A 15,681-nucleotide genomic window follows, 5' to 3' on the forward strand; every position below is an offset into this window, starting at 1 on the left:
TTACAAAGTCACACCTGGAAAACGCGTCGGCAGCGCGGCGTTTTTAATTCATAAAAATACTATCGCACTCGCAACATCGCGCCGGAAAACCGCCGCGGGGCGCAAAACACGCTGCCCTATGACATCGATTGCAGCGATCGGAAAAAAAAGTGTCTTGGACGCTAATTATTCCGCCGCACACGCCGATACCTAGCCCACGGAGAACGTTGCGACGCCTCGATGATTTTTATTCTCATCGAGCACACACGCCCTGCCGCCCCGCCTAAGGAGTACACGCATGGGTTCCACATCAGACGATTCGCCGCTGCAGGTGCACCTGGACGGCGAAATGACCATCCGCCGCGCCAGCGAACTCAAGCCCTTGCTGCTGCCGGCGCTGGAGCATCCGGGCGGGGTGTGCCTGCAGCTGCGCGAGGTGACCGAGATCGACGCCACCGGTGTGCAGCTGCTGCTCGCCACGCAAGTGGCCTTGCGCGCACTGGGACGGCCATTCCATCTGCAGAACTGCAGCGCACCGGTCGCCGAGGCGCTCGCCGTGCTTGGCCTGTACGACACGCTGGCGCCCGCCGGCGGCAGCGTCCACTGACTTCTCCACCGACTCGACCCATGGCCATGAACCTCGACCATCTGCTGAAGACCTTCATCGCCGAGAGCCGCGATCTGCTCGAGGACATGGAACGCAACCTGCTGGAAGCCGAGCGCGGCGAAGCCGGCCCGGACGCGGTCAACGCGATCTTCCGCGCCGCCCACACCATCAAGGGCTCCGGCGGCCTGTTCGACCTGGCGCAACTGGTCGGCTTCACCCATGTGGTGGAGAGCGTGCTGGACCTGGTGCGCGAACATGCGGTCGCGCTGGATTCGGAACTGATCCAGCTGATGCTGGCCTGCTGCGACCACATCCGCGCGCTGGTGGAAGCGGCGGCCGGCGCCGAGGCCGACGAGGCCGCCCTGGCCGCCGACGGCGCGCCGCTGCTGGATCGCCTGCAGACCTATCTGCAACCGACTGCGGCGCCCGTCGCCGTGGCGGCCGCCGTCGCGGCGGCGCCGGCGCAGACCGGCTACTGGCGGATCGCGCTGCGGCCGTTCGCCGACGCGCTGCGCTTCGGCAATTCGCCGCTGCATCTGATCCGCTGCCTGGGCAGGCTCGGCACGCTGGAGGCGGTGCGGACGCATCACCACGACGTGCCGGCACTGCCGGACCTGGATCCGGAAGCCTGCTACCTGGGCTTCGAGATCCTGCTGCGCTCGGACGCCTCGCAGGCCGCGATCGAGGACATCTTCGAGTTCGTGCGCGACGACTGCGACCTGCAGGTGCTGGCGGTGGACCCGGACGGCGACGCCGCCAACCTGGCGCTGCCGCTGCTGGTGGCCGAGGCCGGCAGCCAGGCCAGCGCCGACGACTTCGCCGGGTTCGAGACCGCGGCGGCGCCGGCAGCCACGCCCGCGGCGGCGGCACCGGCCGCCAGCAGCGTTGCCGCCGGCAACGCCAAGGCAGCGGGCGCCCGCGGCGAAGGCGGCTCGATCCGCGTGGACGCCGACAAGCTCGACCGCATGATCGACCTGGTCGGCGAACTGATCATCGCCGTCGCCAGCACCGGCGCCAACGCGCAGCGCACCGGCGACGCGCAGTTGCTGGAGTCCACCTCGATCCTCGCCGGGCTGGTCGAGGAAGTGCGCGAAAGCGCGCTGCAGCTGCGCATGGTCAAGATCGGCGGCACCTTCAACCGCTTCCACCGCGTGGTCCACGACGTCGCCCGCGAGCTGGGCAAGGACATCGCGCTGGTGGTCAACGGCGAGGACACCGAGCTGGACAAGTCGGTGGTGGAGAAGATCGCCGATCCACTGACCCACCTGGTCCGCAACGCCATGGACCACGGCATCGAACCGGCCGAGGTGCGCCAGGCGCGCGGCAAGCCGGTACGCGGCACGGTACGGCTCAACGCCTTCCACGATTCCGGCAGCATCGTCATCCAGATCAGCGACGACGGCGGCGGCCTCAACCGCGACAAGATCCTGGCCAAGGCACTGGAGCGCGGGCTGATCGAGCCCGGCCGCCAGCTCTCCGACCGCGAGGTATTCGCGCTGATCTTCGAGCCGGGCTTCTCCACCGCCGAGAAGGTCACCAACCTGTCCGGCCGCGGCGTCGGCATGGACGTGGTCAAGCGCAACATCACCGCGCTGAGCGGCAGCGTCGACATCAGCAGCCAGCAGGACGTGGGCACCACCATCTCGGTGCGCTTGCCGCTGACCCTGGCGATCATCAACGGCTTCCAGGTCGGCGTCGGCAAATCGGTGTTCGTGGTGCCGCTGGACGCGGTCGAGGAATGCGTGGAGTTCGAGGCCACCTACCAGAGCGACTACATCGACCTGCGCGGCGGCATCCTGCCCTACGTGCGCCTGCGTTCGCTGTTCGCCATCGCCGGCGAACGCCCGGCGCGCGAGAGCATCGTGGTGATCCGCCAGGGTGCGCAGCGCTTCGGCCTGGTGGTGGACACCCTGCTGGGCGAATGGCAGACGGTGATCAAGCCATTGTCCAAGGTGTTCGCCGGGGTCAAGGGCATCAGCGGCTCGAGCATTCTCGGCAGCGGCGGCGTCGCCCTGATTCTGGACGTGCCCTCGCTGCTGCAACAGGTCGAGCCGGCGCACGAGGCGCTCGCGGCCTGATCCGGCGGCGGCCGCGTCCGGCAACGCGGCCACGCCTGTGCATTTCCCTCGGGGTCGCACCACGCCCTCGAGGGCGTAACTCGCATTGACGCGGCGTTCCGCTCCGGGGCGCCGCCCGCCATCGTTGGTGTGTGTCCTGTCGCTCTCCATCGTTCCATCCACTCCGACCGTCCGGGAACTGCCTCCATGTCCACCAAGTTCAGCATCGCTTCCAAACTCTGGACCGCCAGCGCGATCGCCGTTGCGTTGCCGCTGACGGCCGCCCTCGCCGCCTACACGCTCTCGCTGCCGGCGGCCACGACGCTGACCCTGAGCGCCGCGGCCAGCGCAGTGGCCGCGCTCGTGCTCGGATGGACCGTGAGCAGCGCGGCACGCTCGGTCCGCGTCACCGCCGCAACCCTCTACGATTTCTCGCGCGGCAAGTTCGACGCGGTGCTGCCGCAGGTCGGCAGCGAACAGGCCTGCGAGCTGGTGGTGGGGTTGCGCGAGGTGCAGGGCAACGTGCGCCGCGCCAACGAGGGCATCAAGCAGATGGTCCTCGCCCATGAGGCCGGCGACATCGACGCGGCGATCGACCCCAGCACGCTGCATGGCGAGTTCCGCGACATCGCCGATGGCGTCAACCGCGCGGTGGCCGGCCATGTCGCGGTGAAGAAGAAGGCCATGGCCTGCGTCGCCGAGTTCGGCCGCGGCAACTTCCGCGCGCCGCTGGAGACCTTCCCCGGCAAGAAGGCCTTCATCAACGAGACCATCGAACAGGTGCGCCGCAACCTGCTGGAACTGATCGCGCAGATCAACCACATGTCCGCCGAGCACGATGCCGGCGACATCGACGTGGTCATCGACAGCCATCGCTTCGACGGCGACTTCCGCACCCTGGCCGAGGGGATCAACCGCATGGTCAACGGCCACATCGCGGTGAAGAAGAAGGCCATCGCCTGCGTCGCCGAGTTCGGCCGCGGCAACTTCAAGGCGCCGCTGGAGACGTTCCCGGGCAAGAAGGCGTTCATCAACGACACCGTCGAACAGGTGCGCCGCAACCTGCTGGGCCTGATCGCGCAGATGAACCACATGTCCGCCGAACACGACGCCGGCGATATCGACGTGGTCATCGACAGCAGCCTGTTCGAGGGCGACTTCCGCAGCATGGCCGAGGGCATCAACAGCATGGTGGTCGGCCACATCGCGGTGAAGAAGAAGGCGATGGCCTGCATCGCCGAGTTCGGCCGCGGCAACTTCGACGCGCCGCTGGAGACGTTCCCGGGCAAGAAGGTGTTCATCAACGACACCATCGAACAGGTGCGCGCCAACCTGCGGGCGCTGATCCGCGACACCAGCCTGCTGGTCGCGGCGGCGAGCGCCGGGCGCCTGGAAGTGCGCGCCGACGCCGGCCTGCACCAGGGCGATTTCCGCCGCATCGTCGATGGCATCAACCAGACCCTGGACGCGGTGATCGGCCCGCTGGACGAAGCGCGCGTGGTGCTCAAGGCGATCGAGGACGGCGATCTGACCCGGCAGGCCAACGTGCAGTGCGAAGGCCAGCTGAAGGAGCTGTGCGACAGCCTCAATGCCACCGTGACGCGCCTGGCGCAGGTGGTGGGCGAGGTCAACATCAACGCCGAAGCGCTGGCCAGCGCCTCGGAGGAAGTCAGCGCCACCGCGCAGTCGCTGAGCCAGGCGGCCAGCGAGCAGGCCGCCGGCGTCGAGGAAACCAGCGCCTCGCTGGAGCAGATGACCGCCTCGATCTCGCAGAACACCGAAAACGCCAAGATCACCGACGGCATGGCCACCAAGGCCGCGCGCGAAGCCGCCGAGGGCGGCGATGCGGTGCGCTCCACGGTCGCGGCGATGAAGCAGATCGCGCAGAAGATCGGCATCATCGACGACATCGCCTACCAGACCAACCTGCTGGCGCTGAACGCGGCCATCGAAGCCGCGCGCGCCGGCGAGCACGGCAAGGGCTTCGCGGTGGTCGCCGCGGAAGTGCGCAAGCTGGCCGAACGCAGCCAGGTCGCGGCGCAGGAGATCGGCGAAGTCGCCGAATCCAGCGTCGGCCTGGCGGAAAACGCCGGCAAGCTGCTCGACCAGATGGTGCCGTCGATCCGCCGCACCTCCGACCTGGTGCAGGAGATCACCGCCGCCTCCGAGGAACAGACCTCCGGCGTCGGCCAGATCAACGCCGCGGTCGGCCAGCTCAACCAGACCACCCAGCAGGCCGCGGCCAACTCCGAGGAACTGGCCGCTACCGCCGAGGAGATGAGCGGGCAAGCCGAGCAGTTGCAACAACTGATGAGTTTCTTCCACACCAACCAGGCGGTCGCGCCGCGACGTCCGGTCGAAACACCGCGCGTCGCCCCGATCAGGAGGTCGCCGCCGCGCTCGCGCAGCTTCGGCCACAGCGACGGCGCGCTCGCGCTGGCGCCGCCAAACGAACTGCATTTCGACAGTTTCTGATACCCGCAGTCACCACACACGCATCCACAGGGGGAATGCACAATGTTCAAGAACATGAAAATCGGAACACGCATCGGCATCGGCTTCGGCCTGGTGCTGCTGCTGATGCTGGCAAGCGGCATCTTCGCCACGTTGCAGATGGCCAGGATCAACGGCTCGTCCACGGAGATGGCCGGCAACTGGATGCCCAGCATCCGCAACATCGAGGAAATGAGCGCCAACTTCAACAAGCTGCGCCTGCTGGAAGTGCAGCGGGTCATCGCCACCGACCCGGCGGAGATGCAGGACTACGACACCCGCATGACGAAGACCCTCGAGGCCTTCGAGAACAACCGCAAGACCTACGTGCCGCTGATCTCCTCGCCGGAAGAGCACGCCCTGTACGAGGATTTCGCCAAGAAGTTCGACCGCTACAACGAACTGCACAAGCAGCTGCTGACGCTCAACGCGCAGGCGAAGACGCAGGAAGCGCTGGCCGTGCTGAACGGCGAGCAGCGGCAACTGTTCCGCGGCACCGCCGATGCGATCGACAAGCTGGTGGATCTGAACGTCAAGGGCGGGATGGACGCCAGCGATCGCGGCGACGATCTGTATGCCTCCGCGCGCGCGCTGATCATCACCACCATCGTCGCCTCGTTGCTGCTCGGCGTCGTCGTGGCGTTCTTCATCGTGCGCATCCTCACCCGTCTGCTGGGCGGCGAGCCGGCGTACGTGGCGGAGATCGCCAACAAGGTCGCCCAGGGCGACCTGAACCTGGTCGTGGCGGTGCGCGCCAACGACAGCGGCAGCGCGCTGTCTGCGATGCGCAGCATGGTCGAGCGGCTGAAGCTGGTCATCGACGGCCAGCGCCGCGTGGTCGCGGCCGCCAACCGCGGTGATTTTTCCGAGCGCGTCGCGCTCGATGGACTGGCCGGGTTCCAGCGCGAGATGGGCCAGGGCCTGAACGAGCTGGCCACCACCACCGGCGGCAGCATCCAGGACGTGGTGCGGGTGATGGGCGGCCTGGCCGAAGGCGACCTGACCCAGAGCATCGACAAGCACTACGACGGCGCCTACGCGGAGATGAAGAACTACGTCAACGACACCATCGCGCGCCTGTCGCAGGTGGTCGCCGAGGTCAACGGCAGTGCCGAAGCGCTGGCCAGCGCCTCGGAGGAAGTCAGCGCCACCGCGCAATCGCTGAGCCAGGCGGCCAGCGAGCAGGCCGCCGGCGTCGAGGAAACCAGCGCCTCGCTGGAGCAGATGACCGCCTCGATCTCGCAGAACACCGAAAACGCCAAGATCACCGACGGCATGGCCAGCAAGGCCTCCAACCAGGCGCTGGATGGCGGCGAGTCGGTGCGCGCGACGGTGCAGGCGATGAAGCAGATCGCGCAGAAGATCGGCATCATCGACGACATCGCCTACCAGACCAACCTGCTGGCGTTGAACGCGGCCATCGAAGCCGCGCGCGCCGGCGAGCACGGCAAGGGCTTCGCGGTGGTTGCCGCGGAAGTGCGCAAGCTGGCCGAACGCAGCCAGGTCGCGGCGCAGGAAATCGGCGACGTGGCCAGCTCCAGCGTGGAGCTGGCGGAGAATGCCGGCAAGCTGCTGGACGAAATGGTGCCGTCGATCAAGCGCACCTCCGACCTGGTGCAGGAGATCACCGCCGCCTCCGAGGAACAGACCTCCGGCGTCGGCCAGATCAACGCCGCGGTCGGCCAGCTCAACCAGACCACCCAGCAGGCCGCGTCCAACTCCGAGGAACTGGCCGCCACCGCCGAGGAAATGAGCGCGCAGGCCGAGCAGCTGCAGCAGCTGATGAGCTTCTTCAAGCTGCAGGCCGCCCCGATCGCCAAGGGCGCCGCACGGCGTCCTGGTGTCCGCGGTCGCGTCGGCCAGCCCTCCAAGCCGATCGCGCGGGTGGCCAACGGCCAGCTGGTCCTGGCCGACACGTTGGACGAAGCCCATTTCGAAACCTTCTGAGGCCCGGCCATGAACGCTCCCGCTTCCCTCTCACCCTCCGACGCCGGCGAGCTGGCGACGGACCAGTTCCTGACCTTCCTGCTCGGCAAGGAAATGTTCGGCGTGGGCATCCTCGGCATCAAGGAGATCATCGAGTACCGCACGCCGACCGACGTGCCGATGATGCCCCCCGCGCTGCGCGGGGTGATCAACCTGCGCGGCGCGGTGGTGCCGGTGGTCGACCTGCAGCAACGCTTCGGCCGCGCGCCCAGCGAGATCAGCAAGCGCACCTGCATCGTCATCATCGAAGTGGCCAACGGCGACGAGCGCCAGGTGCTCGGCCTGCTGGTGGACGCGGTCAGCGAGGTGCTGGAGATCGCCGGCAGCGACATCGCCCCGCCGCCGGCGTTCGGCGCCGGCATCCGCCGTGATTTCATTCACGGTATGGGCAAGGTCGGCGAACGCTTCGTGATCCTGCTCGATGCCGATGCGGTATTGTCGACCCAGGAGTTCGTCGCCATGGCCGGCATCGAAACGGGGGCCGAGGAAACCATGGCGGCGTGACCCACGCAGCGCAGCGCGCGCTGCGTCTTCGCCCCGCCAACCGCTGCCGCTGGACATGCGCATGCCTCCCTTCCACGACACCGCCATCCTGAGTGACTTCGGCACCATCCTGGTCGTGGACGACAGCCAGGTGCAGCGGGAACACGCGTTGTCGCTGTGCCTGCGGCTGGGGGCGACGGCGGTGGAAGAGGCCGGGGACGGGCATGCGGCGCTGGCGCGCTGCCTCCGCGCGCCGGCCCTGGGCCTGCTGATCCTGGACCTGGAGATGCCCGGCATGGACGGGGTGCAATTGCTCGACGCGCTGGCGCGCTGCAAGGTGCAGATGCCGATCGTGGTGGCCTCGCAACGCGGCGCGGCCTTGATCGAATCGACCCTGCAGGTCGGGCGTGCCAGCGGATTGAACATGCTGGCCGGGCTGGAGAAACCGTTGCGTGCGCAGGAACTGGGGGCGGCCCTGCAAGCCCGGCCGCACCCGCAGGCGCCGCATGCGCGCGAGGAATCCGCCGCGGCGGACAGCGCGATCGATGCGGCGCAACTGCGGCAGGCTTTGCAGCGCGGCGACATCGAGGTGGCCTACCAGCCCAAGGTCGACATGCGCAGCGGCAAGGTCGGCGGCGTGGAAGCGTTGGCGCGCTGGCGCCATCCCAGCGCCGGACCGATCGCGCCGGACCGCTTCATCGCCTTGGCCGAGCGCGAGGGATTGATCCATGCGCTCACCGCCAGCGTCGCCGACCAGGCGATGGCGCGGCTGGCGGCCTGGAAACAGGAAGGCTTCCCGTTGACCCTGGCGCTGAACCTGTCGCCGAGCCTGTTGCAGGATCCGAACCTGCTCGACGAATTGCTGGCGCAACTGCGCCGGCACGGCCTGGTCCCGTCCGACCTGGTGCTGGAGATCACCGAAAGCTCGCTGGTGTTCGGCAGCGCGCTGGGCATGCTGGCGCGGCTGCGGCTGCAGGGCTTCGGCCTGTCGCTGGACGACTACGGCACCGGCTTCTCCTCGCTGCAGCAACTCACCCGCATTCCCTTCACCGAACTGAAGATCGACCGCCTCTTCGTCCACGACGCGCACCGCAGCCGCAACCTGCGCACCGTCCTCGAGTCGGCCCTGGGCATGGCCCAGCGGCTGGGACTGCGCACCGTCGCCGAGGGCATCGAGACGGTGGAGGACTGGAATCTGCTGCAGGCGCTGGGTTGCGACTTCGGCCAGGGCTACCTGCTGGCGCGTCCGCTGGGCGGCGGCGCGCTGCACGCCTGGCTGCTGGAACACCACCGCCTGCTGCACGAACACGGCCCCGCCTCCGCCTCGGGCGTCACCCACTGACCGGCACGACCATGACCAGCACCGACACCATCACCGAGCAGGAATTCGGCCGGTTCCAGCGTTTCATCTTCGACGCGACCGGCATCACCATCTCCCCGGCCAAGAAGGCCATGCTGTGCGGACGCCTGGGCAAGCGCCTGAAGGCGCATTCGCTGCAGACCTATACCCAGTACCTCAAGCTGCTGGAAAGCCGCGAGGGCAGCGGCGAGGTGCAGACCGCGATCGACCTGCTGACCACCAACGAAACCTATTTCTTCCGCGAGCCCAAGCACTTCGAGCTGCTGCGCAGCGTCGCCGCCGCGCATACCGGCAGTGCGCCGTTCCGCTGCTGGAGCGCGGCCAGTTCCAGCGGCGAGGAGGCCTACAGCATGGCCATGGTGCTGGACGACACCCTGCAGGGCCGCCCCTACGAGGTGGTCGGCACCGACATCAGCACCCGCGTGCTGGCCAAGGCGCGCACCGGCCACTACCCGCTGCTGCGCATCGAACACATGCCGCAGGCCATGCTCAAGCGCTACTGCCTCAAGGGCCGCGGCGAGTACGAAGGCAGCATGCTGATCGACCGCCGCATCCGCGACCACGTGCGCTTCCTGCACGCCAACCTCAACGCGCCGCTGCCCAACCTGGGCCAGTTCGACGTGGTGTTCCTGCGCAACGTGATGATCTACTTCAACGGACAGACCAAGCGCGAAGTGGTGACGCGGGTGCTGGGCACGCTCAAGCGTGGCGGCATCTTCTGCATCGGCCACTCCGAGAGCCTCAACGAGGTCAACGGCGAGGTCGTCCAGATCGCGCCGTCGGTCTACCGCAAACCATGAACGCCGACGCGCCAGGAGAGAACCCCGCATGACCACGATCAAGGCCATGGTGATCGACGACTCGGCGGTGGTCCGCCAGGTGCTGGTCGCCGTGCTCAACGACGCGCCCGGCATCGAGGTCATCGCCGCCGCCGCCGACCCGCTGCTGGCGATGGACAAGATGCGCCAGCAGTGGCCGGACGTGATCGTGCTGGACGTGGAGATGCCGAAGATGGACGGCATCACCTTCCTGCGCAAGATCATGAGCGAGCGCCCCACTCCGGTAGTGATCTGCTCCACGCTCACCGAGAAGGGCGCGCGGGTGACCATGGACGCGCTGGCCGCCGGCGCGGTGGCGGTGGTGACCAAGCCCAAGCTGGGCCTGAAGCAGTTCCTCACCGAATCGGCCGAGGAGATGATCGCCACGGTGAAGAGCGCCGCGCGCGCCAACGTCAAGCGTCTGGCGTCGCGCCCGGCAGTGGCGCCGGCGGAGCCGGAGATCAAGCACACCGCCGACGTGATCTTGCCGGCGCAGGGTGGGCGCGCGCTGTCGCAGACCACCGAACGGGTGGTGGCGATCGGCACCTCCACCGGCGGCACCCAGGCGCTGGAGGAAGTGCTGACCGCGCTGCCGCGGGTCAGCCCGGGCATCGTCATCGTCCAGCACATGCCGGAGAAGTTCACCGCGGCCTTCGCCGCGCGCCTGGACACGCTGTGCCAGATCGCGGTGAAGGAAGCGGCCAACAACGACCGCGTGGTGCCCGGACGCGCGCTGATCGCGCCCGGCGGCAAGCACATGCTGCTGCGTCGCAGCGGCGCGCAGTATTTCGTCGAGGTGCTGGACGGGCCGCCGGTGAATCGGCACCGGCCGTCGGTGGACGTGCTGTTCCGTTCGGCCGCGCGCGCGGCCGGCGGCAACGCGTTGGGCATCATCATGACCGGCATGGGCGACGACGGCGCGGTCGGCCTGCTGGAAATGCGCCAGGCCGGCGCGCGCACCGTGGCCCAGGACGAACAGAGCAGCGTCGTGTTCGGCATGCCCAAGGAAGCGATCAAGCGCGGCGGCGCGGAGAGGATCCTGCCGCTGAGCGCGATGGCACGCGAGATCGGCCAGCAGTTGAGCTAGCGCAGCGCAAAGGCGGCTTTTCCCGTAGGAGCGGCTTCAGCCGCGACGGAGCATTCCCATGAATGCCGGTCGCGGTTGAAGCCGCTCCTGCAAACGCGGGCAGGCCAGGCCCTGCCCCTGCCGCGCACCCGACGGCACGCGCAGTGCCGCAAGCACGTTTCCGGCAGGCGGCGACGCGCCTGCGCCCGCAGCCGCCTCAGCCCGAGTTGATGTGCTCCTTGCAGTACAGGCGCCGGTAGGCGCTGGGGGTCATGCCCAAGCGCTGGCGGAACACACGCCGGAAGTAACCGCTGTCGCTGAAGCCGGCGCGCTGCGCGACATCGTCCACCGCGCAGGTGTTGACCAGCAGCAGCTTCTCGGCGAAGGCGATGCGCTGGCGGTGGATCGCCTCGGTCAGCGTGGTGCCGAAGCTGCGCCGGTAGATGCGGCCCAGATAATCCGGATTGCAGTGCAGTTGCGCGGCCAGCGACGAGGCGGTGAGCGCGGTGTGGAACTGGGTGCCGATCAACTGCTTGGCGCGGTACGCCAGCGCCGCCCCGGCGCGCTCGGACGCGTGCGGATCCGGCCAGGCGCCGGCCACGCATTGCAGCATCGACAGCACGATCGGCTCGAGCATCGGCAGCGTGCGCCGTTCCTCCTGCTCGGCCAGGAACCAGCGGAACAGGCCGACGAAGCGTTCCGGATCGCGGATCGCGGTGCGCTGCGGCATCGACAACGGCACCGCGTGGTCCGCCTGCGCCACGCCCGGTTCCAGTTCGAAATGCACCCAGTAGAACCGCAGGTCATCCGGGAACTGGCCCAGGCCGGCGTGCGCGCGGCCCGGCCACAGCAGCAGCGTCTCGCCGGGGCCGACGTGGAAGTCGTTGTCCTGTTCGCGAATGGAGAGGATGCCGCGCTCGACAAAGATCAGCTCGTAGGACTGGATCACCCGCGCCGGATGCGCGCCCACCCCGCGGGAGATGAACAGGCCTCCGTTCTGGACCCGGATCGGATAGGCGACGGTGAACTCGAGCATGTCGGAAACGTCTCCCCGTGCCTGCGTGACGCTGCACTGCAGCAATTGAAAAAAGGCCCCGCGCATGGACGGCGCGGCAACCGTGGTCGGAATCGTACCGGTTTTATACCGCACAGACTCTTGTCGCGGTTGCAGTGCCATGCCACTTTGCGCTGGCGCCGGATTGCGCGCGCCAGGAGCCGCCCCGTTGACTGCGACCGCCATCGGCCATGCCGCCGCAGACGCCGCACCGGCCACGACCACGCCGCGCCTGTCGCGCCTGGAGAAATTCGGCTACGGCCTCGGCGATGCCGGCGGCACGGTGGTCACCTGCCTGATCGCCAATTTCCTCACCTTCTTCTACACCGACGTGTTCGGCCTGACCCCGGCGCTGGTCGGCACCCTGTTCACCGTGCTGCGCGTGGCCGACGCGGTGTCCGATCCGGTGATGGGCCTGATCGCCGACCGCACCCGCAGCCGCTGGGGCCGCTTCCGCGCCTGGCAACTGTGGGTGGCGGCACCGATCGGCATCGCCTGCGTGCTGACCTTCAGCGCGCCGCAGCTCAGCGCCGACGCCAAGATCGCCTATGCCTTCGCCAGCTACTTCCTGCTGTCGCTGTGCTACACCGCGATCAACGTGCCCTACTGCGCGCTGATCAACAGCATGACCGGCGACCACCGCGACGTGGTCTCGGCGCAGTCCTGGCGCTTCGTGCTGTGCGGCATCGCCGGCTTCCTGGTGTCGGTCGGGTTGCCGTGGCTGGTGCGGGAACTGGGCAACGGCGATGCCGCACGCGGCTACCAGCGCGGCGTGGGCGTGCTGGCGGCGCTGGCGGTGGCGATGTTCCTGTGCTGTTTCTTCGCCGTGCGCGAACGCGTGCCGGCCAGCCTGCTCGGCGGCGCCGGCATCGGCGCGCACCTGCGCGGCCTGCTGCGCAACGACCAGTTGCGGCTGGTGCTGCTGATGTCGTTCCTGCTGATCAACGTGTACAACATCCGCGGCGGCGGCTATCTGTACTTCATCACCTACGTGCTCGGCGGCGGCAGCGGCTACGCCTCGCTGTTCTTCGCGATGGTGGCGCTGGCCACGGTGCTCGGCGCGATCGTGGTCAACGCGCTGTGCCGCCGCTTCGACCCGCTGGCGCTATACCTGCACACCAACCTGGCGCTGGCCGCGTTCGGCGTGGCGCAGTGGTGGCTGCCGAGCGGGCCGGCGCAGCAGGCGCTGTGGCTGGGGGTGATCTTCGTGCACTGCCTGGTGCTGGGCTTCGCGCTGCCGCTGCACTTCTCGCTGATGGCCTTCGCCGACGACTACGGCGCCTGGAAGAACCGGGTGCGCTCCTCGGGCATCAACTTCGCCTTCAACCTGTTCTGCATCAAGCTGGCCTGGGCCTCGAGCGCGGTGGTGATCAGCGCGCTGTTCGTCTACGCCGGCTACCGCGCCGGCACCGCCCGGCAGAGTCCGGCCTCGCTGCAGGCCATCACCCTGCTGGAAACCCTGATCCCCGCCGGCTTGCACCTGCTGCTGGCCGCGGTGATCGTGCGCTGCCGGCTGCGCCGGCCGCTGCTGGCCAAGATCGCCGCCGACCTGGCCGCCCGCCCGGTGCACTGACCTCCCCCACCCTTCAGGATCTTCGCTCCATGCCGCATTCGCCCGTGCCGTCTCCGGAACTGCCGCTTTCCGACCTGCGCATCGCCGACCCGTTCTGGCAGCGCTACCAGCGCCTGGTGCAGGAGGTGGTGCTGCCCTATCAGTGGGACGCGCTCAACGACAACGTCGCCGATGCCGAACCCAGCCACGCCATCGAGAACTTCCGCATCGCCGCCGGCCGCAGCGACGGCGCGTTCTACGGCATGGTGTTCCAGGACAGCGACGTGGCCAAATGGCTGGAAGCGGTGGCCTACCTGCTGGCGCAGCATCCGGATCCGGCACTGGAGCGCGATGCCGACGCCACCATCGAGCTGATCGGCGCCGCGCAACAGGCCGACGGCTACCTCAACACCTACTTCACCGTGAAGGCGCCGCAGGAGCGCTGGAGCAACCTGGCCGAGTGCCACGAGCTGTACTGCGCCGGGCACATGATCGAGGCCGGCGTGGCCTATTGCCAGGCCACCGGCAAGCGCGCCCTGCTCGACATCGTGTGCCGGCTCGCCGACAACATCGACGCCACCTTCGGCCCCGGCCCGACCCAGTTGCACGGCTATCCCGGGCATCCGGAGATCGAGCTGGCGCTGATGCGCCTGTACGAAGCGACGGGCGAGGCCCGCTACCTGGCGCTGGCGCGCTACTTCGTCGAACAGCGCGGTACCGCGCCGCACTACTACGACGCCGAATACGCCAAGCGCGGCCACACCTTCTTCTGGGGCGGGCACGGCCCGGCCTGGATGATCCAGGACAAGGCCTACAGCCAGGCGCACCTGCCGGTGGCGCTGCAGGACACCGCGGTCGGCCATGCGGTGCGCTTCGTCTACCTGTACGCCGGCGTGGCGCACCTGGCCCGGCACAGCGGCGACGCCACCCTGCGCGCGGCCTGCGAACGCCTGTGGAACAACGCCACCCAGCGGCAGATGTACCTGACCGGCGCGATCGGCGCGCAGAGCTACGGCGAGGCCTTCAGCGTCGACTACGACTTGCCCAACGACACCGCCTACAACGAGAGCTGCGCCTCGATCGGGCTGATGATGTTCGCCAACCGCATGCTGCAGCTGGCGCCGGACGGCCGCTACGCCGACGTGATGGAGCGGGCGCTGTACAACACCGTGCTCGGCGGCATGGCCCTGGACGGGCGCCATTTCTTCTACGTCAATCCGCTGGACGTGCACCCGCCCACGGTGCACGGCAACCACACCTTCGACCACGTCAAGCCGGTGCGCCAGCGCTGGTTCGGCTGCGCCTGCTGCCCGCCCAACATCGCCCGCGTGCTGACCTCGCTCGGCCACTACATCTACACCCGCCGCGACGACACCCTGTACGTGAACCTCTACGTCGGCAGCGATGCGCGGTTCGAGGTCGGCGGGCAGACCCTGAGCCTGCGCCAGCGCGGCGAGTATCCGTGGCAGGACCGGATCGCCTTCGACATGGACTGCAGCGCGCCGGTGGACGCGGCGCTGGCCCTGCGCTTGCCGGACTGGTGCCAGGCGCCGCAGTTGCGACTCAACGGCGACCCCGTGGCGATCGATGCGTACCGCCAGCACGGCTACTGCGTGCTGCGGCGGCGCTGGCAGTCCGGCGACACCCTGCAGTTGCGCCTGCCGATGCCGCCGATGCGGGTCAGCGGACACCCGCGCGTGCGCCACTTGGCCGGCAAGGTCGCGGTGCAGCGCGGGCCGCTGGTGTACTGCCTGGAGCAGGCCGACAACGGCGCCGACCTGCACCAGTTGCGCTTGCCCGCCAGCGCCGCGCTGCGGGCCGTGCCCGGCACCGGCGCATTGGCCGGCCAGGTGCTGCTGCAGGCCACGGGCGAGCGCCTGCATGGCGACGTCGACGCGGCCACCGCGCCGCTGTACCGCTACGATGCGCCGCCGCCGGCGCGGCAACCGCAGCTCCTGACCTTCGTGCCCTACTTCGCCTGGGCCAACCGCGGCGAGGGCGAAATGCGGGTGTGGGTGGACGCCAGCGACGGCTGAAGCGCAGCGCTCATCACGTCGGGACATCTCCCGTAGGAGCGGCTTCAGCCGCGACGGCCTTCCGGGAATGCCCCGTCGCGGCTGAAGCCGCTCCTACAGGACAAGCTGCAGCCGGCTTGCGTGTGGCGAAAGCCGGTGATGCGAGGTGCCATGCAGCCGTCCGTCCGCTCCCAGCAGACGGGTAGGACGT

Annotated in this window: 11 protein-coding genes; 10 read left to right on the top strand and 1 reads right to left on the bottom strand. The window is 68.6% G+C overall.

Features of this window, described 5'->3' with window-relative positions; all coding sequences use genetic code 11:
- Window positions 1-277 precede the first annotated feature (277 nt).
- The 8 genes from AC1PME_RS13055 (at window position 278) to AC1PME_RS13090 (ending at window position 10,870) form a co-directional block, all read left to right on the top strand.
- Window positions 278-586 carry an STAS domain-containing protein gene (locus AC1PME_RS13055; protein ID WP_481096090.1) on the top strand — a complete coding sequence of 103 codons (309 nt, stop codon included), beginning with the start codon at window positions 278-280 and terminating at the stop codon, window positions 584-586.
- 26 nt (window positions 587-612) lie between these two features.
- Window positions 613-2,664, top strand: a complete 2,052-nt coding sequence (locus AC1PME_RS13060) for a chemotaxis protein CheA (RefSeq protein WP_481096091.1) — start codon at window positions 613-615, stop codon at window positions 2,662-2,664.
- A 186-nt stretch (window positions 2,665-2,850) separates the two neighbouring features.
- A complete protein-coding gene (locus AC1PME_RS13065) occupies window positions 2,851-5,118 on the top strand; it encodes a methyl-accepting chemotaxis protein (protein ID WP_481096092.1) in 2,268 nt (755 codons plus the stop codon).
- Between the two features lie 42 nt (window positions 5,119-5,160).
- On the top strand, window positions 5,161-7,083 hold the full coding sequence (locus tag AC1PME_RS13070) for a methyl-accepting chemotaxis protein (RefSeq protein ID WP_481096093.1): 1,923 nt from the start codon (window positions 5,161-5,163) through the stop codon (window positions 7,081-7,083).
- Between the two features lie 9 nt (window positions 7,084-7,092).
- On the top strand, window positions 7,093-7,626 hold the full coding sequence (locus tag AC1PME_RS13075) for a chemotaxis protein CheW (protein WP_254458426.1): 534 nt from the start codon (window positions 7,093-7,095) through the stop codon (window positions 7,624-7,626).
- A gap of 61 nt (window positions 7,627-7,687) precedes the next feature.
- Window positions 7,688-8,947: an EAL domain-containing response regulator gene (locus AC1PME_RS13080; protein WP_307551184.1), complete on the top strand. Its 1,260-nt coding sequence runs from the start codon at window positions 7,688-7,690 to the stop codon at window positions 8,945-8,947.
- Window positions 8,948-8,958: 11 nt separating this feature from the next.
- Window positions 8,959-9,765, top strand: a complete 807-nt coding sequence (locus AC1PME_RS13085) for a CheR family methyltransferase (protein WP_254458428.1) — start codon at window positions 8,959-8,961, stop codon at window positions 9,763-9,765.
- Between the two features lie 28 nt (window positions 9,766-9,793).
- Window positions 9,794-10,870: a protein-glutamate methylesterase/protein-glutamine glutaminase gene (locus AC1PME_RS13090; protein WP_254458429.1), complete on the top strand. Its 1,077-nt coding sequence runs from the start codon at window positions 9,794-9,796 to the stop codon at window positions 10,868-10,870.
- Between the two features lie 196 nt (window positions 10,871-11,066).
- On the opposite strand, the gene AC1PME_RS13095 is transcribed toward AC1PME_RS13090, so the two are convergent.
- Window positions 11,067-11,885 carry a helix-turn-helix transcriptional regulator gene (locus tag AC1PME_RS13095; protein ID WP_254458430.1) on the bottom strand — a complete coding sequence of 273 codons (819 nt, stop codon included), beginning with the start codon at window positions 11,883-11,885 and terminating at the stop codon, window positions 11,067-11,069.
- Between the two features lie 187 nt (window positions 11,886-12,072).
- On the opposite strand from AC1PME_RS13095, the gene AC1PME_RS13100 reads away from it, so the two are divergent.
- A complete protein-coding gene (locus AC1PME_RS13100) occupies window positions 12,073-13,476 on the top strand; it encodes an MFS transporter (RefSeq protein WP_481096094.1) in 1,404 nt (467 codons plus the stop codon).
- 29 nt (window positions 13,477-13,505) lie between these two features.
- The gene (locus tag AC1PME_RS13105; protein WP_481096095.1) at window positions 13,506-15,491 is read left to right on the top strand and encodes a glycoside hydrolase family 127 protein; all 1,986 of its coding nucleotides are present in this window, start codon (window positions 13,506-13,508) and stop codon (window positions 15,489-15,491) included.
- Window positions 15,492-15,681 lie beyond the last annotated feature (190 nt).

The organism is Xanthomonas sp. NCPPB 901, from assembly GCF_056725085.1.